The organism is Conexibacter sp. CPCC 205762 (genome assembly GCF_030646155.1).
GTDB lineage: Bacteria > Actinomycetota > Thermoleophilia > Solirubrobacterales > Solirubrobacteraceae > Conexibacter.
Map to the genome: position 1 here is coordinate 1 of NZ_JAUTDN010000006.1, position 18,106 is coordinate 18,106.

Sequence of the window (18,106 nt, forward strand, 5' to 3'; positions counted from 1 at the left end):
GCCGCAGCGCCCGCCGCCGCAGCGCCCGCCGCCGCAGCGCCCGCCGCCGTCGCGCCCGCCGCTGCCGCCCTGCCAGCGCCCGCTGCGTCCGCAGCCGCCGCGGCGCCGTCGATCGTCACGATCAGAGCGCCGCACGCGCCCGGCACGCCGGCCAGGTACGACCGCGTCCAGGTGCGCCGCTACGGCCCCGCCGGCGCCGGCACGGTGCACCTGCTCGTGCCCGGAACGCTCGGCGGCGCGGCCGACTTCCACGTGCTCGCGCCGGCGCTCGTCAGACGCGTCCCGGGCCTGCAGGTGTGGGCGCTGATGCGGCGCGAGGGCGCGCTCCACGACACGCGCGTGCTGGAGCGGGCGCGGGCCGGCAGGGTCAGCGTCCAGGAGGCGTTCGACTACTACCTCGGCTGGCTCGCGAAGCCGTCGGTCAGCGACCACTACAGACCGCTCTCGGCGGCCGACTACGGGTTTGTCGGCAACTGGGGGCTGAAGGTCGCGATCGACGACCTCCACGCGGTCGTGGAGGAGGCGCGCAGAGCGCCGGGCAGAGGCGCGAGAGCGCGGCGCGTGATCCTCGGCGGCCACTCGCTCGGCGGCAGCGTCGCCGGCATCTACGCCGCCTGGGAGTTCGACGGCCGCGCGGGCGCGAGCGACCTCGCCGGGATCGTCGAGATCGACGGCGGCGCCGGCGGTCTGCGCGACGGCGCGCTCGCCAGCGCGGCCGACGCGAGAGCCGCGCTGGCGAGAATGGCCGGCAGACCGTTCACCGACCTGCTCGGTCTCGGGCTGCCGTGGATCGCGGGAGCGTTCGGCGAGCTGAGCGCGCTCGCCGCCCACGTCGAGCCGACCGCGCCGTCGATCGGCCAGACCTTCCCGCTGCTGCCGGCGGCCTTCAGAGCGCCGTTCCCGGTCACCAACCGCGGCCAGCTCGGCTACGCCTTCGACGCGAAGACCTCGCCGCCCGGCCTGTCGCTGATCCAGGTCCGCTCGGGCGCGCTGGCGGCGAGCGGCGATCCGCGCGACTGGGTCGACGACCCGCGCGAGCCGACGCCGATCGCCAACCTCGCCGACGCCTTCTCGCTGGAGCCGCTGGGCGCGATCGAGTGGTACTACCCGGCGCGCCTGTCGCTCGACGTCGGCGCCGCCTCGGCGCTGCGGCAGACGGCCGCCGCGAGCGCGCTCGGCCTGCGGGTCACGCGCGTCAGACAGGTCGACGTGCCGCTCTACGCCTTCGGCGCCGCGCTCGCCGGCAGAGACGGCGCGCTGAAGACGGGCGCCGAGCGCTACAAGTCGCTCTCGCAGATCCCCAGCGTCACCTACGTCGACCGCTCGGCGACCTACTCCCACCTCGACCCGCTGCTCGCCGCCCCCGCCCGCAGCGCGCTCGTGAAGACGCTGACGCCGTGGCTGAGACGGACGATGAAGCGACCGCTGCGGTGAGCGCGCTAGCTCTGGTGAGTGCTACACCTAGGAATAAAGCGGTGCTACTTTTAGCACCGTGACCGTCAGCAGTCCCTTCATCTACGACGAGCCGCTCGCGGCGGAGGAGCTGATCGGGCGGCAGAACGCCCTCGCACTGCTGCGAGAGCGCGCCCTCGACGGGCGCAACAGCCGTCTGGAGGGGCCGCGCCGCTTCGGCAAGACCTCGCTGGTCCGGGCCGTGCTCGACACCGCCAAGGCCGACGGCGCGCACGCGATCGAGGTCAACTTCCTCGGCTGCGTGACGCCGGCCGACGTCGCCGAGCGGATCGAGCTGGCCTACCGCGCCCAGCTCGAGCGGCCGCTGCAGCAGTGGTTCAAGGCCGTCGTGCGGACGCTCAGGCCGACGTTCAGCGCGGCTCCGGGCGGCGTCGGCGCGTCGATCGAGCCGCAGGTGACCGCGCCGGGGCTGCCGGAGCGGCTCGCGCTGCCGAGACGGGTGCTGGAGCGCACCGGCCGCACCTGCGTGATCGCGTTCGACGAGTTCCAGGAGGTCTTCCGGATCGACTCGATGCTGCCGAGCGTCTTCCGCTCGGTGATCGAAGGGCAGCGCGAGGCGGCCGCCTACCTCTTCTGCGGCTCCCACCCGGGATTGATGCGCGAGCTGTTCTCGGACCGCCGCCACGCCTTCTTCGGCCAGGCCGCGCCGGTCGAGCTGGAGCCGCTGCCGGAGGTCGACCTGGCCGACGCGCTGACGGCGCGGTTCGAGCAGCACGGACGCGGCCTCGGCGAGGCCTTCGAGCCGTTGCTCGACGCCGCCGAAGGGCATCCGCAGCGCACGATGCTGCTCGCGCACCATCTGTTCGCCGAGACGAAGAGGGGCACGACGGCCGACCTGATGACGTGGACACGCGCGCACGCGAACGCCACGCGCGAGGTCGCGGGCGAGATCCAGGTCGTCTGGGACGGCTGCAGCCGGCTCGAGCGGCGGCTGCTGAAGACGATCGCCCATCTCACCGTGCCGCTGACCGGCCGCGACGCGCAGGAGCGCTTCGGGCTCGTCAAGAGCGGCTCGACGCAGGTCGCCGTCGACCGGCTGCTGCGCGACGGCACGCTCGTCGTCGACCGCACGACGCGCAGCGGCTGGCGGATCGTCGACCCGTTCCTCGCCGCCTGGCTGCGCGGCGAGTGACGGGCGGGCCGGCGCCGCAGGCCGGCCGCTACGGCAGCCGGCCGGCGGAGAACATCGCCGCGGTGCCGGCGCCGAGCAGCAGGATCGCGCCCGCGACGGCGAAGACGAAGGTGACCTCGCGCTTCTCGTCTCTGGTGCCGAGGCGGGAGCCGAGCGTTCTGTAGATCTGCGCCAGCTCCTGGTCGTCCTGCGCCTGGAAGGCGCGGCCGCCGGAGGAGTCGGCGATCGCCTGCAGCGTCTCCGGATCGGGCGGGACCGGCAGCGGCGGCTGGCCCGGCTCGGGGTTCGGCACGGTCGCGTCGGAGGTGCCGAGCGCGATCGTGTAGATCGGGATCTTCGCCTCGCCGGCGGCGTGCGCGACCGCGACCGGGTCGCGGCCGATCGTCGTCGCGCCGTCGGACAGCAGCACGATCGCGGCCGGCACCTTCTCGCCCGCCTCCTGCTGGCGGTCGAGCGTGTCGAGCGCGACCTGCAGCGCGTCGCCGGTCGCGGTGCCGCCGTCGGCGACCTGGTTGTCGATCATCAGGCGGATCGTGTCGTGGTCGCGCGTCGGCGGCTGGGTGCCGTCGGGGACGTCGGAGTAGGTCGTCACGCCGACTCTGATCGCCGCCGGGATCTGGTCGAGGAATCTGCCCGCGGCGCGCTTGGCGGCGGTCATCCGGTCGGGGTTGACGTCCTGCGCGAGCATCGAGCGCGAGTGGTCGGTGACGAGCATGATCGACGCTCTCTCGACCGGCACCGCGACCGTCCGCTGCGGCTTCGCGAGCGCCAGCGCCAGCACCGCCAGAGCCGCCAGCAGCAGCCCGGCGGGCAGGTGTCTCTTCCACGCCGGCACCGTCCCCGCCGCCAGCTTGAGCGTCGAGACGCCCGTGAAGCGGACGGCGTATCTGTCGCCGCGCTTGCGGTTGGCGACCATCATGCCGATCAGCGCCGGCACGGCCAGCAGCGCCAGCAGCACCAGCGGCGTGCCGAACGACAGCGGGAAGGCGAACGGGAGCGCGCTCACGAGAGGTGCCGCCCCAGCTCGCCGAGCCAGTCGCCCTGCGTCGACAGCGCGACGTGCGAGACCTGCAGCCGCCGCAGCTCGCGCGCGACTCTCTCGCGCCGCTCGCGCTCGATCTGCTCGAAGCGGTCGCGGACCGATCTGCGCGAGGTGTCGACCTCGACGCGCTCACCGGTCTCGGGGTCGACGACCGCCAGCCGCCCGACCGCCGGGACCGACTCCTCGCGCGGGTCGCGGATCTCGACGGCGAGCACCGAGTGGCGCTGCGCGAGCGCCCCCAGCGGCCGTCTCCAGGTGTCCTCCTCACGCCAGTCGGAGATCACGACGACGAGCCCCGGCTGCGTCGCGACGCGGCCGATCCGGCGCAGCGCCTCGGTCATCGCGGCGGGGTCGTCGTAGCCGTCGGGCGCGACGCCCTCGGCGATCGCGCGCTGGAGCGCGACGACGCCCGGCTTGGAGGCGCGCGGCGGATGCAGCCGCGGCACGCCGGCGCCGAACGTCATCAGCGCGACGCGGCCGGCGCGGCGGATCGCCAGCCGCCCGATCACGTGCGTGACGCCCTCGGCGACGTCGAACTTGAGCCGGTCGGCGGTGCCGAACGCCATCGAGGGGGAGAGGTCGAGCGCGATCCAGGTCGTCAGCGTCCGCTCCGGCACGTGCAGCCGCACGTGCGGCTCGCCGGTGCGGGCGGTCGCGGCCGCGTCGATCTGGCGCACGTCGTCGCCGACCTCGTACGGGCGCAGCTGCGCCAGCTCGGTGCCGGCGCCGAGGCCGGCGGCGCGGCGATCGCCCGGCAGCGCGCCCGAGGCGCGCCTGGCGACGATCAGGTCGAGCCCCTCCAGCAGGCCGTGCGGTATCGGGCCGGGGCCCTGGCTGCCGGCGGGACGTGTGAGGCGCGGCGCGGGCATGACGTTCCTCAGGCCGCGGCTTCCGGACGGCGGAGGTGGTCGGCCGGCGGCTCGTCGACGGCGCTGAAGACGCGGCCGAGCACGTCGTCGGCGGAGACGTTCTCCGTCAGCGCGTCATAGGAGAGCACGATCCGGTGGCGCAGCACGTCGAGCGCGAGGTCGCGCACGTCGGCGACGGCGACGTAGCCGCGGCCGCGCAGCAGCGCCAGCGCGCGCGCCGCTCTGACGAGGCCGATCGGCCCGCGCGGGCTGGCGCCGTACTCGACGTAGGGGGCGACGTCGTCGAGGCCGTAGCGCTCGGGCCGCCGCGTCGCGTCGGCGAGCGTGACGGCGTACTGGATCACCTCGCGGTCGACCAGCACCCTGTCGGCGGCCGCGGCGAAGCGGTCGAGGTCCGCGATCGACAGCCGCTCGCGCGGCGCGGCGGCGTGGCCGAGCGAGCGGTCGACGACGGCCGCCTCCTCGCTCATCGTCGGGTAGTCGACCAGCACCTTCATCAGGAAGCGGTCGACCTGCGCCTCGGGCAGCGGGTAGGTGCCCTCGGACTCGATCGGGTTCTGCGTCGCGAGCACGAGGAACGGGCGGGGAGTGGGATGCGTCTCGCCGCCTATCGTCACCTGCTGCTCCTGCATCACCTCCAGCAGCGCCGACTGCACCTTCGCGGGCGCGCGGTTGATCTCGTCGGCGAGCAGGAAGTTGCCGAAGACGGGGCCCAGCTCGGTCTCGAAGCGGCCCGTGTCGGGGCGGTAGACGCGCGTGCCGATCAGGTCGGCCGGGACCAGGTCCGGCGTGAACTGGATCCGCTTGAAGCTGCCGCCGAGCACCTGCGCGAGCGTCTTCACCGTCAGCGTCTTGGCGAGGCCGGGAACGCCCTCCAGCAGCACGTGGCCGCCGGCCAGCAGGGCGACCAGCAGCCGCTCCAGCATCGCGTCCTGGCCGACGATCACGCGCTTGATCTCGTGCAGCGCCTCCTCCAGCGCGTCGCGCGGCGCCTCCCTGCGCGGGAAGCGGTCGGCCGGCGGCTGCTCCTGGGGCTGCTCGGGAGTGGGCGGGATGTCGAAGCTCACGGGTCTCTGCTCCTTGTCAGTGTCAGATGGGGCGGCCGAACATGCCGAGCGAGAGGCCGGCGCCGACCAGCAGCAGCACCAGGCCGGCGCCGGCGAACCAGACGGTGATCTGCCGCGTCTCTTCTCTCGTCCCGAGCTGCGAGCCGAGTCTCTCGTAGACGGCGTTGAGTCTGCCGGCGTCCTGCGCGCTGAACGTCTCCGCGCCGGTCACGTCGGCGATTCTGGCGAGCGCCTGAGGATCGGGCGGGACGCGCTCGACTCTCTCGGTGCCGCCGGGTCCGGTCGTCGTGATCGTGCCCTCGTCGGTGCCGAACGCGACGGTGTAGATCGGGATTCTCAGTCTCGCGGCCTCGGCGGCGACGGTGACCGGGTCCTCGCCCTGGACCGACTTGCCGTCCGAGATCAGCACGATCGCCGACGGCGGCATTCTGCCTCTCTCGCCGGGCTGCGTCTTCAGCACCGACAGCGCGGTCCGGATCGCGTCGCCGGTCGCGGTCGTGCCGCGGACGGAGAGGCGGTCGATCGCGTTGTCGACGTCGAGCCGGTCGCGCGTGGGGCTCTGCAGCACGGTCGCGCTGGAGCCGAAGGCGATCACGCCGACGTTGACCTCTCTCGGCACTCTCTCGACGAAGCGGCGCGCGGCGCGCTTGGCGGCGATCAGCCGGTTGGGGTCGACGTCGGTCGCCAGCATCGAGCCGGAGACGTCGGTCAGCAGCACGATCGAGGCGCGCTCGACCGGCACCTTCTTCTTCGTCTCAGGCCGCGCGACCGCGATCAGCAGGGCGGCGATCGCGAGCAGGAAGAAGACGATCGGCAGGTGCCGTCCGCCGCCCGGCCGCCGCGGCGCGATCGACGACTGCATCCGCGGCGCGGCGAACGAGGCCGCCGCCGCGCGCCGGTTGCGCTGCGCCAGCACGTACCAGATCGCCAGCAGCGGAATGGCAAGCAGCAGCAGGAGGAGCCAAGCGTCCTCGAAATGCGGGAGGTGCAGGAAGCTCACGGCGCGTCGGCACGATCTCCGACCGTCACGTCGAACGTCAGCGTTCTGCCGTTGCGCTCGACCTGCATCTGGATTCTGTCGCCGGGCTCGTTTCTGCTGATGTTGGCGGCGACGTCAGCCGGCTCGGTGACGCTGCGCCCGTTGACGCTTCTGACCACGTCGCCGACCTGGATGCCCGCTCTCTGCGCCGGGCTGTCTCTTCTGACCTGGGCGACTCTCGCGCCGGTGCCGGCGGCGGACGTCGGCGAGGTCGAGATGCCGAGGTAGGGACGCGAGATCTTCTCGCCCTTCTCCAGCTTCGGCACGATCTGGCGCGCGGTGTTGGAGGGGACGGCGAAGCCGATGCCGATGTTGCCCTGCGAGCCCATGCCGCTGGTCGCGATCTGCGAGTTGACGCCGATCACGCGGCCGCCGGAGTCGAGCAGCGGGCCGCCCGAGTTGCCGGGGTTGATCGGGGCGTCGGTCTGGATCACCTGGTCGATCTCGAAGCCGTTGGGCGCCTGGATCGAGCGGCCGAGGCCGGAGACGATGCCCTCGGTGACGGTGCGGTCGAGGCCGAACGGGTTGCCGATCGCGACCGCGAAGTCGCCCACCTGGACGTTGCGCGAGTCGGCGAAGGCGAGCGGTCTGACGCCTCTCGGTATGCGGCTGGGCTCGATCGTGACGACGGCGAGGTCGGACGACTCGTCGGTGCCGAGCACGTCGCCGTCGATCGCGGCGCCGTCCTGGCCGAACTTGACGACGACGTGGCTGGCGCCGTCGGTCACGTGGTAATTGGTGACGAGCGTGCCCCTGTCGTCGATCAGGAAGCCGGTGCCCTGACCGGTGTTGGTGCGGATCGAGACGACGGCGGGGCTGGCCTGCGCGTAGATCGCGCCCGCGCGCGTCTGCCCCTGCTCCGGTCTGATCGGCTTGCTGGAGAGGGCCGGCAGCGCGTCCGGGGTGTTGCTGTCGTTGCCGCCGAGCAGGAAGAAGCCGGCGGCGACCCCGCCGCCGACGGCGAGCAGGACGACCAGCACGCCGACGATCCACAGCCCGGTGCTGCTGCGCTTGGGTGGCGCGGAGGGCGGTTCCTGCGGCGTCTCGGTCGCGGGTCTCGGCGGTGGCGTGCGGTTCAGCGCGGACGCGCCGTCATCACGTGATTGATCGGACTCGGCTCGCCACGTGCCGGTCCACAGATGTCTCGGTGACCCCATCGGTAGGAACGAGGCTACCCGCAGACCCAAAGCCAACGTTAAGCGTTTCCCAGTGATTCCTGAGTGTTCGGTCAGCCCGGGCGGGAGGCGGGGCCGGGGGCGGGGTGGAGCGGCAGCGGGTCGGGCGGCAGCGGGCGCTGGCGGAAGTCGAAGGCGCTGCGCAGATCGCCGAGCTGGGGGACGGTCTCGCGCACGTCGGGGCGCGGGTCGGGGCGGCCGTCGCTGCGCGGGTCGATCCGCCGGCCGTGCAGGAAGTCGTCCTCGACGAAGCGGTTGAAGGCGTCGAACGACATCGTCACGTGGTCGACGTGGCCGCGGCGGGCGTACGGGCTGATGACGATCCCCGGCACGCGCAGCCCGTAGCCGTTGACGTCGACCGGCGGCGGCGCGACGTGGTCGTAGAAGCCGCCCCAGTCGTCCCAGGCGACGACGATCGCGGTCGAGCTCCAGTCGGGCCCGCGCATGACCGCGTCGACCAGGCGCGTGACATAGGCCTCGCCGGTTGCCGGCGTCGCCGGCGGGTGCTCGCTGTGGGTCTGGTCGGGCACGACCCAGCTGACGTTCGGCAGGTGGCCGCGGCGGGCGGCGCGCAGGAAGGCGCGCGTGTCCTGGATGTCCTTCAGCTGGTGGTCGGCGCGGACGGTCGAGAACGACGGCAGCGGGTTCCAGATCTCCGGCGTGGTCAGCCGCTGCGGGCCGGGCTTGCAGTTGTCGTCGCCGTCGGCGCAGTCGGGCTGGAGACCGGTGTGGACGTAGTAGCGCCAGCTGACGTGGGCTCTGTGCAGCAGCCAGGTGAGGTCGGTCCAGGCGTAGTTGGCGCGCTTGCGCAGCAGCCGCAGCTCGTGCGCGCTGCGCGGATGGTGGCCGTCGATCTCGCCGGGGTGGAAGCCCTGCAGCTCGTCGTCGTTGACGCACGACATCGGGTCGTCCTGTCTGCTGCAGCGGGCCGACCAGCCGGAGACGAGGAAGAGGTGCGACGGCAGGCTCCACGAGGCGACCGACTCGAACAGGTGGTCGGTGAGCGTGTAGTCGTGCGCCCAGCGCCAGTAGTTGGGGATCTCGCGCGCGTCGTGGTAGCCCATCACGTCCGGCGGGGTCGACGACTCGCAGGCGAGCGCGACGCCGCCGCAGCCGCGCCCGGCGGCCGACTCGGCGACTCTGACGAAGCCGTCCATGCGGCCGCCGTCGGCGTCGGCCTTGGCCGGCGCGGCGTCGTGGGGGCCGCCGCCGTTGATCTGCTGCGGGTCGTGGTAGGGCCGGTCGCAGCGGCCGCGGCGCGGATCCGGCACGCAGACGCTGAAGCGGCCGTCGCGCGCCGGTATCCCGTCGGCGCCGGGGAAGGTGCCGAAGTAGGAGTCGAACGAGCGGTTCTCCTGCATCACGACGATCACGTGTCTGATCTTGTGGATCCCCGCGCCGGCCGCCACCGGCGCGCCGTGGACCGCGGGGGTCGAGCCGCCGCAGCCGGCGAGCGCCAGCGCGGCGGCCACCGCGCCCGCGCTCGCCGCGGCGACGGTGCGTCGTCGGGGCCTGATCGCAACCACGCCAGCGATCGTCCGCCCGCATTCTCAAGCTGCGCTCAGCTTTCCGGATGGCTCCGGTATGAGCAGGCTGGCTAGAGTGCCGGCCATGCCCTGGCACGTCTACCTCTCCGGCGAGATCCACTCCAGCTGGCGCGCGCGGATCGCGAACCAGATCGACGAGGAGGAGCTCGACGTCGAGCTGAGCGCTCCCGTCACCGACCACGCCAGCAGCGACGACTGCGGCGTCGCGATCCTCGGCGAGCAGCCGAACAGCTTCTGGAAGGACCACATCGGCGCCGGCGTCAACGCGATTCGCACGCGCACGCTGATCGAGCAGGCGGACGTGGTCGTCGTCCGCTTCGGCGACCAGTACCGCCAGTGGAACGCTGCCTTCGACGCCGGCTACGCCGCGGCGCTCGGCAAGCCGCTGATCACGCTCCACCCCGAGGAGCACGACCATGCGCTGAAGGAGGTCGACCGCGCCGCGCTCGCCGTCGCGCGCGAGCCGGAGCAGGTCGTCGACATCCTCCGCTACGTGCTCGACGGGACGCTGCCGCGGCGACGCTGACGCGCCCGCGCGGGAGAATCGCTCACGTAAGAGGGGCGGGGGCGAGTAGGGTTGGGGCTACAGCACGTCCTGCCGCTCCCAATCCCTCGAGCAACAGCGCCGCGCATCACCTGGAGCAGAGGAGCCGTTCGATGACCATCTCGCCGCCGACCCAGCCGTTGGAGCTGACCGTCACGCCCGATCGCGAGCGCGCGATCGTCGCCCCGCACGGCGAGCTCGACATCGCGACCGCGCCGGCGGTCGAGCAGGAGGTCGTCGCACTCTGCGAGCGCGGCTTCGCCGAGGTCTGCCTCGACCTGCGCGGCGTCACCTTCTTCGACTCCAGCGGCCTGCGGCTGCTGATGCGCCTCGACGACCGGCTGAAGAGCGACGACTGCCGCTTCTCCGTCGATCCGGGCGACGGCGCCGCCGCGCGCGTGCTGCGCCTCACCCGCCTCGACGGCCGCTTCGCAGCGCCGTCGCGTCGCTGAACCGCCGCCAACTGACAGTCAAATAGTGCATCCCGCCACAGCAGTGTGGGACGGGATCTTTTCAGCGTATACGCGCCAGTCAGGATCGAGTACTGTCGCCCTCGAGCAGGCGTCGGGCGCCTCCAGAATTCGCGTCGGCGATTACCGGCGCGCGGGCCTCGCGGCCTGAGAAAGGAGGTGGTTGCCATTGAGCAACTCCTGCTTGGGATGCTGCTCCTGCTGCTGATCCTCGTGGTCGTCACCAGGTAGCACGTCCCAGAAGAGCGAAGAGCCCGGCACCCAACGCCGGGCTCTTCTTTTGAGGCGGCTGCCTCGAGTAACTCCTGCTCGGAATGCACGCACAGTGTACGCCGCTGCCATATCTGTCTTGTAGGCAGCAGTCATTGCAGCCGCGCGTGTGACTGGATGGTGCCAGCCAGTGCTCTTGTTGTCAACGGTTCGGGCGTTCAGACTGGACGTATGGCAAACGCCAGCCATTCGGTGAGCAATCTCCCAGCCCCTGAGGCGCTCAGGGCGCTGATCGCGGAGAGACGGCTCTCGAATCGCAAGCTGGCGCGGCTGACCGACGAGGTCAACGCCCCGGCGAGAGGACTCTCTCCCGGGCACATCGGCAACATCGCCCGCGGGGCCGACAGGCCGAGCCTGGCCGCGCTCGCGCTGATCGCGCGGGCGGCCGGCGTCGCGCCGAGCTACTTCGTCGAGCATCGCCTCTGGAACGCGCGCAGCCGGCTCGACGAGCGCGTCGTCGGGGTCGAGGAGGCGCTCGCCGCGTTCAACCGCGTGCAGGCGCTGCTCGATCTCGAAGAGGCGGCGGCGGAGGCGCAGCGCCGCTTCGGCTGAGCGTCCGCAGCAGCGGCCGCCGCACCGCCAGCAGCCCGCTCCGCACCGCCGACGACTGCGGCAGTCTCGCCGCCGCCCGCCCGATCGCCTCGACCACCTCGGCCAGCGCCGCCAGCTCCGTCTCGCTCAGTCCCGTTCGCATGACCTCTTGAGGCCCGCGCGCCGGATCTTCGCCCCGCCGCGCCCGCGGTCCGGCCGCGGCGCCGGCGTCTGCGTCGGCCGGGTGGGCAGCCGCCGCTCAGCCCGCGGCGGCCGCCGCGGGACCGGGCGGCGCGGCCGTGCCCGCCGCCGTCAACGCGGTCATCTCGCGCAGCAGCGTCCCCATCCCGCCGATCGCGTGCAGCGCCCGCTGGCGGCCGGCGCCGCCACCCCGTTCGAGCAGGCCGCGGAGGCTGTCGAGCTCGGCGCCGCAGTCGAGCTCGCGGGCGGTCGGGGCGAGCGTCGCGAGCAGCTCGTCCAGCAGCTGCGAGACGGGGCGGAGGGTGCCGTCGGCGCCGGGCAGCCGCGCCGTGACGCCGAAGCGGGCGGCGCGGAAGACGCCCTCGTCCAGCAGCTCGCCGGGCGGGTCGGCGCTCGCGTCGCCGTTGGTCTCGTCGGCGGCGTGGCGGGCGAGGCAGTGGACGAGCGCGACGAGGCCGGCGAGGTCGTCGAGCGAGGCCTGCGTGTCGAGCGCGCGGATCTCGACGGTGCCCAGCCGCGGATGCGGCCGCAGCTTCCACCAGAACCAGGTGTAGTCGGGCACGTCGGCCGCTCTCGTCAGCAGCGCGGTGATCGCGTCGAAGTCGTCGAAGTCGCGCAGCGCGCGCGGGACGCCGGAGCGCGGCCAGCCGCGCATCGTCACCTCGCGCACCGACGCCAGCCCCGTGTCGCGGCCGTGGCGGAAGGGCGAGTTGGCGCCGAGCGCCTGCAGCAGCGGCAGATGGCGCCGGAGGCCGTTGAAGGCGCGCACGGCGGTCTGCGCGTCCGGCATGCCGACATGGACGTGGAGGCCGCTGACGGAGGTCGCGACGGCGTCGCCGAGCAGCTCGCGGATCCGCTCGTAGCGCTCCTTGTCGGTGATCTCCGCCTCGCCCTCGCCGGCGAGCGGATGGGTGCCGGCGCCGAGCAGCCCGGCGCCGGTCGCGATCACCGCCCGCCGCAGCCCGCCGAGCGTCCCGACCGCCTCGCCGACGGTGCGGCAGACGTCGGTGATCAGCTCGACCTGGCAGGCGTGCAGCTCGCGCTCGACGCGGCCGTCGTGCGGCCCGAGCCGCTCGATCACGGCGGCGGAGCTGTTGACCTGCGCGCCGCTGACGGGGTCGACCAGGAACAGCTCCTCCTCGACCCCGAGCGAGAACGGCGTCCCGTCACCGAAGCGGTTGTCGTCGCTCATGCTGGGAGGGAGTACCCGCCAGCCGGCAAGGCGACGCCGTCCGTCAACGTTTTCGCCGCTCGCTTCACGGGCAGCTCATAACGACTGAAACTTCTCTGAATCGGAGCAGACATTGATTGCGCTGGGATTGATCCTGTTGTTGATCGGGCTGCTCGTGAGCAGCGGCATCCTGTGGACGATCGGAATCGTCCTCGTGCTCGTCGGGATCGTGCTGTGGATCCTCGGCGCCACCGGCCGCGCGGTCGGCGGACGCGAACGCTGGTACTGACGCCCGCAGACGGCCGCCGCTAGCCGGCGGCCGGTCTGCTGGAGCCTTCCACCGCCGCCTCGGCTGCGTCGCCGCGGTCGGGCAGGGTGCCGGCGGGGATCGGCTCGCGCCGCTCCGCGAGCGCCTTCAGCCGCCGCAGCGACTCGTGGTTGCGCAGCCGCACGAGCGGGTCGGTGAGCGCGTTCATGAACAGGCGGCTGCGCCCGTCGGCCGGGCCCTCGTCCATCTCGACCCGCGTGCCCGCAGGCGAGGGGTGCAAGCGCAGCGTCACGTGCGCTCTCGTGAACGGCCGCGCCTGCACCAGCAGTCTCAGCAGCCGCGGTCGTTCGCACTGCTGCACGGCGCTGTGGTCCTTCAGCTGCAGCGGGCCGAAGCCGATCGCGTGGTCGAAGGCCGAGCCGGGCGCGGGGAAGTGCGCGTCGGCGCGGCGGATCCGCTTGGAGCCGACGACCCAGCGGGCGTAGGCGCGCGGATCGCTCAGCACGTCGAAGACCCGCTCGGGCGGCGCGGCGACGTCGATCTCGTTGTGCGCCATCAGGCGGCCGTCGCGATCTCCGCGCGCGCCAGCTGCGGCGCGGTCGTTCTGTCGAGCATCGTGGATTCTCCTCGTTCGGTGTCGTGAGACTGAGCTGCCCGGCGCGCCGCGGGAGAAACAGATCTCGCGATCTTCCGCCTGCAGCACCTCGGCGCGCAGCAGCTCTTCCGCGCGGGGAGCGCGCCGGCGCCGCCGGGCGCGAGGTACCGCTGTCCTGCGCGCGCCGCTTCAAACAGCGCGCGTCCGCCGTCTACAGCAGCCCGTGCCGCGGCGGCGGGGTGCCGTTGAGCACGTGGCGGCCGATGTGCTGGAGCTTCCAGCGGGGCGGGTCGTGGAGCGTGTGGGTGCGGGCGTTGCGCCAGTGGCGGTCGAGGTTGAGCGCCGCCAGGCTCGAGCGCGTGCCGGAGACCTCGAAGAGCGCGTTGGTCAGCTCGATCGCGGCGCGGTCGGCGGCGACCTTGGCGGTCGCGACGGCGATCGAGGCGGCGGCCGCGGCCTCCTCGGTGACGCCCGCGCCGCGCGCGGCCGTCGCGCCCTGCGCGTCGTCGCCGCCCGCGCGCGCCGCGTCGATGCTGGCGGCCGCGTCGGCGAGCAGGACCTCGGCGGTGCGCAGCGTCAGCTGCAGCTCGCCAAACCGCTGCAGCAGCAGCGCGTCGTCGCTGGCGAACTCGACGCCGGCCTCGAACCACGGCCGCGCGTAGTCGCGCACGAAGCGGACCGCCTCGCGCAGCGCGGCGCCGGCGATGCCGGTGTCGATCGCGGCGTGCAGCAGCTGCGCCTGCGCGCCGAACAGCTGCGGGCCGTCGAACGTGCGGTGGTGCTCGACGACGTGGCCCTCGGCGACCGTCACGTCGGTCAGCCTGACCGTGCCGGAGGCGGTCGTGCGCTGGCCCATCCCGTCCCAGTCGTCGACGATCTCGACACCGGCGGCGTCGGCCGGCACGAACGCGACGACGGCGCGCTCCTGCGCGTCGAGCGCGAGCACGCCGAGCCAGTCGGCGAACAGCGAGCCGGTGCAGTAGTGCTTGACGCCGTCGAGCGCGAGCCGGCCTCCGTCGCGTCGCGCCAGCCGCGTGCGGTAGTCCTGCACATGGCGCGTGTCGCGCTCGGACTGGGCGTTGGCGATCTGCGCGCCGGCCAGCAGCTCGCCGAAGAAGAACGCCCGCTGGCCGGGGTCGCCCTGCTGCTTGAGGACGTTGACGTAGACGAAGTGGCTCTGCGGGATCTGCGCGACGTTGGGGTCGCCGGCGGCGAGCAGGCGGAAGACCTCGGCGAGCGTCGCGGCGCTCGCGTCGATGCCGCCGTGCTCGCGCGGGACGGTGATCGCCAGCAGCCCGCTGGCGGCCAGCTCGCGCACCTCGGCGTGGGGGAGGCGGCGCTCGGCGTCGCGCTCGGCGGCCTCGACCGCCAGCTCTCTGCCGAGCCGGGCGGCGGCCGCGACGGCCTGCGCCTCGTCGGCGATCAGGTCGGCCGGCGGGCGGGTGGGACGGGAAGACGAAGACACGGTCGCGACAACTTATACGGGTAGGTGGAAGAAAACGGAACCATTCCGGTCGACATCGTACGATTCACCCGATGGGTACCGAACCGGAAGCGGTCGCGCCGGGATTCGACGGGCGTGTCGACGTGCTCGTGGTCGACGAGCACGACCCCAGCCGCCTCGGCCTCGCGCTGCTGCTGCGGCGCCAGCCGTGGGTCCGCCGCTGCGCGCTCGCGACCGACCAGCGCGAGGCGGCCGAGCTGGTCCGCCGCGACCGGCCCGACGTCGCGGTCGTCGACATCTCCAACGCCGGCCCGTTCGTCGGCCTCGTGGTCGAGACGCTGCGCGCGCCGCACCCCGGTCTGCGGCTGCTGCTGACCGCCCGCTGCGCGACCGTCTCCTGCGCCCTGCTGCGGCACGTCGACGCGCCCTTCCTGCCGTATGGAACGCCCGGCAGAGAGCTGGTCGAGGGCGTGCTCGCCGCCGTGCGCGAGGCGGCGCCCGCGGCTGCGAGCGGCCAGCCGGTCGCCGACGATCCCTTGACCCCGCGCGAGCGCGACGTGCTGACGCTGCTGGCGACAGGCGCGACCAACCGCGAGATCGCCGCGCAGCTGCATCTGGGGCCCGACTCGATCAAGAAGCACGCCTCCGCGATCTACCGCAAGCTCGGCGTCCGCAACCGCACCGAGGCGGTCCAGCGCTACGCCCAGCTTCCCCGATCGGGTACTCCTCGGGCATAAACCTGACAAAAGCGATCGACAAAGCAAGGATGAGCGCATCATGTCGCTCACCTTCCACTGGTTCCTCCCGACGTACGGGGACAGCCGCCACCTCGTCGGCGGCGGTCACGGCCTCCAGGCGGGGACCGCCGGCGGCGCCCGACCGGCGACGCTCGACTACCTCGGCCAGATCGCCCGCTCGGCCGAGCAGCTCGGCTTCGACGGCGCGCTGACGCCCGCCGGCGCCTGGTGCGAGGACGCCTGGCTGACGACCGCGATGCTGGTCGAGCAGACGCGCCGGCTGAAGTTCCTCGTCGCCTTCCGCCCCGGCCTGCTGTCGCCGACGCTCGGCGCGCAGATGGCGGCGACCTACCAGCGCCACTCGAACGGCCGCCTGCTGCTGAACGTCGTCGTCGGCGGCGAGTCGCACGAGCAGCGCTCCTACGGCGACTTCCTCGACAAGGACGCGCGCTACGCCCGCGCCGACGAGTTCCTGACGATCGTCCGACGGCTGTGGGCCGGCGAGACGGTCGACTTCGACGGGGCGCACGAGCGGGTCGAGGGCGCCGTCCTCGGGCGCCTGCCGGAACCGGCGCCGCCGATCTACCTCGGCGGCTCCAGCCCCGCCGCCGGCACGGTCACGGCGAAGCACGTCGACGTCTACCTGACGTGGGGCGAGCCGCCGGCCGCGGTCGCGCAGAAGATCGCCTGGATCAGGGCGCTCGCCGAGGCCGAGGGCCGCACGGTCCGCTTCGGCATCCGCCTGCACGTAATCACGCGCGACCGCTCCGAGCAGGCGTGGGCGGAGGCGCAGCGGCTGCTCGACGGGCTCGACCCGGCGACGATCTCCAGAGTCCAGGCCGGCCTCGCCAGAAGCGAGTCGGAGGGGCAGAAGCGGATGCTGGCGCTGCACGGCGGCAGCAAGGACGAGCTCGAGGTCGCGCCCAACCTGTGGGCTGGCGTCGGACTCGTGCGCGGCGGTGCCGGCACGGCGCTCGTCGGCTCCCATGAGGAGGTCGCCGAGCGGATCGCCGAGTACCACGCGCTCGGGATCGACGAGTTCGTGCTCTCCGGCCATCCCCACCTGGAGGAGGCCTACTGGTTCGGCGAGGGCGTGCTGCCGCTGCTGCGCCGGCGCGGCCTGTGGGAGCACCCGGCCGGCGCCGCCGACGTCGACGAGCGCGCGGCGGTGCCGTTCGCGCCGACGGCGCGGCCGAAGGCGGAGGCGGCGTCATGAGCGACACGCTGCAGCCCGCGAGCGCCGCCGCCGCAAGCGACGTCGCCGCGTCCGCGACGAGCGAGTCGCGTCCGCCCGCCGCCGTCATCGCGACCGCGGAGGAGGCGCTCGCCACCACCCGCGCGCTCGCGGCCGAGTTCGCCGTCGACGCGACCGCGCGCGACCTCCAACGGCGCCTCCCGCGCGCCGAGCTGGACCGCGTCAGCGCGGCCGGCATCACCGCGATCACCGTCCCGGCCGAGCACGGCGGCGCCGACGTGCCGACGCGCGTGCTCGGCGAGGTGATCGCGACGCTCGCCGCCGCCGACGCCAGCATCGGCCAGATCCCGCAGAACCACTTCTTCTTCGTCGAGGTGCTGCGGCAGAACGGCACGCCCGAGCAGCAGCAGCGGTTCTTCGCCGAGGTGCTCGCCGGCAAGCGCTTCGGCAACGCGCTCGCCGAGCCGGGCGCGACCCACGCGCTGGAGTTCAGAACGACGATCCGCCCCGACGGCGACGGCTGGTTCCGGCTCGACGGCGCGAAGTACTACTCGACCGGCGCGCTGCTGGCCGACTGGGTGCCGGTCTACGCCGTCGACGAGCAGGGCCGCGTCAACGCCGCCTACGTCGAGGCCGGCGCCGACGGGCTGGAGATCGTCGACGACTGGGAGGGCGTCGGCCAGCGCACGACCGCCAGCGGCACCGTACGGCTGAACGGCGTCCGCATCCCCGCCGACCAGGTCGTGCCGCACTGGAAGACGTTCGAGAAGACCGAGGCGTTCGGCGCCTACGGCCAGTTCCTGCACGCGGCGATAGACACCGGCATCGCGATCGGAGCGCTCGACGCCGCGCGCGAGTTCGTGCAGACGAAGGCGCGGCCGTGGGCCGAGGCGGGCGTCGCGCGCGCGGCCGAGGAGCCGCTCGTGATCAACCAGTTCGGCGAGCTGGCGCTGCGCGTCCGCGCCGCCCGCGCGCTGCTGCGCGAGGCGGCCGAGGCGCTCGACGCCGCGCGCGCCGCGATCGCGGCGCAGGCGTCTGACACGCCCGCGCCCGCGCCCGCCGCCGGCGCCGCCGACGCCGAAGCGCTGGCCGCGGAAGCCTCCGCCGCCGTCGCGGCCGCGCGGGCGCAGGCGGACATCAGCGCCGTCTCCGTCGCGAGCGACTTCCTCGCGCTCGGCGGCGCCCGCGCCGCCTCCACCAGAGGCGGCCTGGACCGCTTCTGGCGCGACGCGCGCACGCACACGCTGCACGACCCGCGCCGCTGGAAGCTGCAGCACCTCGGCAACTACGAGCTGAACGGCGTCGCCCCGCCGCGCAGCGGAATCGTCTGAGAGCA

18 protein-coding genes are annotated in these 18,106 nt (G+C 73.4%); 9 read left to right on the forward strand and 9 right to left on the reverse strand.

Annotation, left to right across the window (positions count from 1 at the left end; genetic code table 11):
- Positions 1-1,434: hypothetical protein (locus Q7L73_RS07770; protein ID WP_304715517.1), on the forward strand; the 1,434-nt coding region annotated here is incomplete at its 5' end.
- 58 nt (positions 1,435-1,492) lie between these two features.
- Entirely contained in the window at positions 1,493-2,605 is a 1,113-nt protein-coding gene (locus Q7L73_RS07775; RefSeq protein ID WP_304688199.1) for an ATP-binding protein, read from the forward strand.
- 28 nt (positions 2,606-2,633) lie between these two features.
- On the opposite strand, the gene Q7L73_RS07780 is transcribed toward Q7L73_RS07775, so the two are convergent.
- The 6 genes from Q7L73_RS07780 to Q7L73_RS07805 form a co-directional block, all read right to left on the reverse strand.
- Complete coding sequence (locus tag Q7L73_RS07780) at positions 2,634-3,611, reverse strand: VWA domain-containing protein (RefSeq protein ID WP_304688201.1); 978 nt, start codon at positions 3,609-3,611, stop codon at positions 2,634-2,636.
- Positions 3,608-4,516 carry a DUF58 domain-containing protein gene (locus tag Q7L73_RS07785; protein ID WP_304688203.1) on the reverse strand — a complete coding sequence of 303 codons (909 nt, stop codon included), beginning with the start codon at positions 4,514-4,516 and terminating at the stop codon, positions 3,608-3,610. The genes Q7L73_RS07780 and Q7L73_RS07785 overlap by 4 nt, the downstream gene beginning before the upstream one ends.
- A gap of 8 nt (positions 4,517-4,524) precedes the next feature.
- The gene (locus tag Q7L73_RS07790) at positions 4,525-5,583 is read right to left on the reverse strand and encodes a MoxR family ATPase (RefSeq protein WP_304688205.1); all 1,059 of its coding nucleotides are present in this window, start codon (positions 5,581-5,583) and stop codon (positions 4,525-4,527) included.
- A 22-nt stretch (positions 5,584-5,605) separates the two neighbouring features.
- Positions 5,606-6,583: a VWA domain-containing protein gene (locus tag Q7L73_RS07795; RefSeq protein WP_304688207.1), complete on the reverse strand. Its 978-nt coding sequence runs from the start codon at positions 6,581-6,583 to the stop codon at positions 5,606-5,608.
- Entirely contained in the window at positions 6,580-7,779 is a 1,200-nt protein-coding gene (locus tag Q7L73_RS07800; RefSeq protein ID WP_304688209.1) for a S1C family serine protease, read from the reverse strand. Before Q7L73_RS07800 ends, Q7L73_RS07795 begins: the two co-directional genes overlap by 4 nt.
- Before the next feature lie 71 nt (positions 7,780-7,850).
- Entirely contained in the window at positions 7,851-9,323 is a 1,473-nt protein-coding gene (locus Q7L73_RS07805; RefSeq protein ID WP_304688211.1) for a phospholipase C, read from the reverse strand.
- 85 nt (positions 9,324-9,408) lie between these two features.
- Here Q7L73_RS07805 and Q7L73_RS07810 point away from each other — a divergent pair, with 85 nt between their 5' ends.
- The 3 genes from Q7L73_RS07810 to Q7L73_RS07820 all read left to right on the forward strand — a co-directional run bounded on the left by Q7L73_RS07810 (position 9,409) and on the right by Q7L73_RS07820 (position 11,180).
- Complete coding sequence (locus tag Q7L73_RS07810) at positions 9,409-9,870, forward strand: YtoQ family protein (protein WP_304688213.1); 462 nt, start codon at positions 9,409-9,411, stop codon at positions 9,868-9,870.
- Between the two features lie 131 nt (positions 9,871-10,001).
- Positions 10,002-10,340 carry an STAS domain-containing protein gene (locus Q7L73_RS07815; protein WP_304688215.1) on the forward strand — a complete coding sequence of 113 codons (339 nt, stop codon included), beginning with the start codon at positions 10,002-10,004 and terminating at the stop codon, positions 10,338-10,340.
- 480 nt (positions 10,341-10,820) lie between these two features.
- Positions 10,821-11,180: a hypothetical protein gene (locus Q7L73_RS07820; RefSeq protein WP_304688217.1), complete on the forward strand. Its 360-nt coding sequence runs from the start codon at positions 10,821-10,823 to the stop codon at positions 11,178-11,180.
- A gap of 238 nt (positions 11,181-11,418) precedes the next feature.
- Here the strand turns inward: Q7L73_RS07820 and Q7L73_RS07825 are convergent, their stop codons facing one another.
- The gene (locus Q7L73_RS07825; protein WP_304688219.1) at positions 11,419-12,552 is read right to left on the reverse strand and encodes a YbdK family carboxylate-amine ligase; all 1,134 of its coding nucleotides are present in this window, start codon (positions 12,550-12,552) and stop codon (positions 11,419-11,421) included.
- 112 nt (positions 12,553-12,664) lie between these two features.
- Between Q7L73_RS07825 and Q7L73_RS07830 the strand changes: the two genes are divergently transcribed.
- Positions 12,665-12,820: a DUF6131 family protein gene (locus Q7L73_RS07830; RefSeq protein ID WP_304688221.1), complete on the forward strand. Its 156-nt coding sequence runs from the start codon at positions 12,665-12,667 to the stop codon at positions 12,818-12,820.
- Between the two features lie 19 nt (positions 12,821-12,839).
- Here Q7L73_RS07830 and Q7L73_RS07835 read toward each other — a convergent pair whose 3' ends face one another.
- Together Q7L73_RS07835 and Q7L73_RS07840 are read right to left on the reverse strand one after the other, a co-directional pair.
- Entirely contained in the window at positions 12,840-13,355 is a 516-nt protein-coding gene (locus tag Q7L73_RS07835; RefSeq protein ID WP_304688223.1) for an SRPBCC family protein, read from the reverse strand.
- Between the two features lie 250 nt (positions 13,356-13,605).
- Positions 13,606-14,859, reverse strand: a complete 1,254-nt coding sequence (locus tag Q7L73_RS07840; protein WP_304688225.1) for an SfnB family sulfur acquisition oxidoreductase — start codon at positions 14,857-14,859, stop codon at positions 13,606-13,608.
- Between the two features lie 71 nt (positions 14,860-14,930).
- On the opposite strand from Q7L73_RS07840, the gene Q7L73_RS07845 reads away from it, so the two are divergent.
- From Q7L73_RS07845 to Q7L73_RS07855, 3 genes are read left to right on the forward strand one after another with little or no spacing between them, the layout of a single operon-like run.
- Complete coding sequence (locus tag Q7L73_RS07845) at positions 14,931-15,575, forward strand: LuxR C-terminal-related transcriptional regulator (protein ID WP_304688227.1); 645 nt, start codon at positions 14,931-14,933, stop codon at positions 15,573-15,575.
- Between the two features lie 40 nt (positions 15,576-15,615).
- Positions 15,616-16,791 carry an LLM class flavin-dependent oxidoreductase gene (locus tag Q7L73_RS07850; RefSeq protein ID WP_304688229.1) on the forward strand — a complete coding sequence of 392 codons (1,176 nt, stop codon included), beginning with the start codon at positions 15,616-15,618 and terminating at the stop codon, positions 16,789-16,791.
- A complete protein-coding gene (locus Q7L73_RS07855) occupies positions 16,788-18,101 on the forward strand; it encodes an SfnB family sulfur acquisition oxidoreductase (RefSeq protein ID WP_304688231.1) in 1,314 nt (437 codons plus the stop codon). Before Q7L73_RS07850 ends, Q7L73_RS07855 begins: the two co-directional genes overlap by 4 nt.
- Positions 18,102-18,106 lie beyond the last annotated feature (5 nt).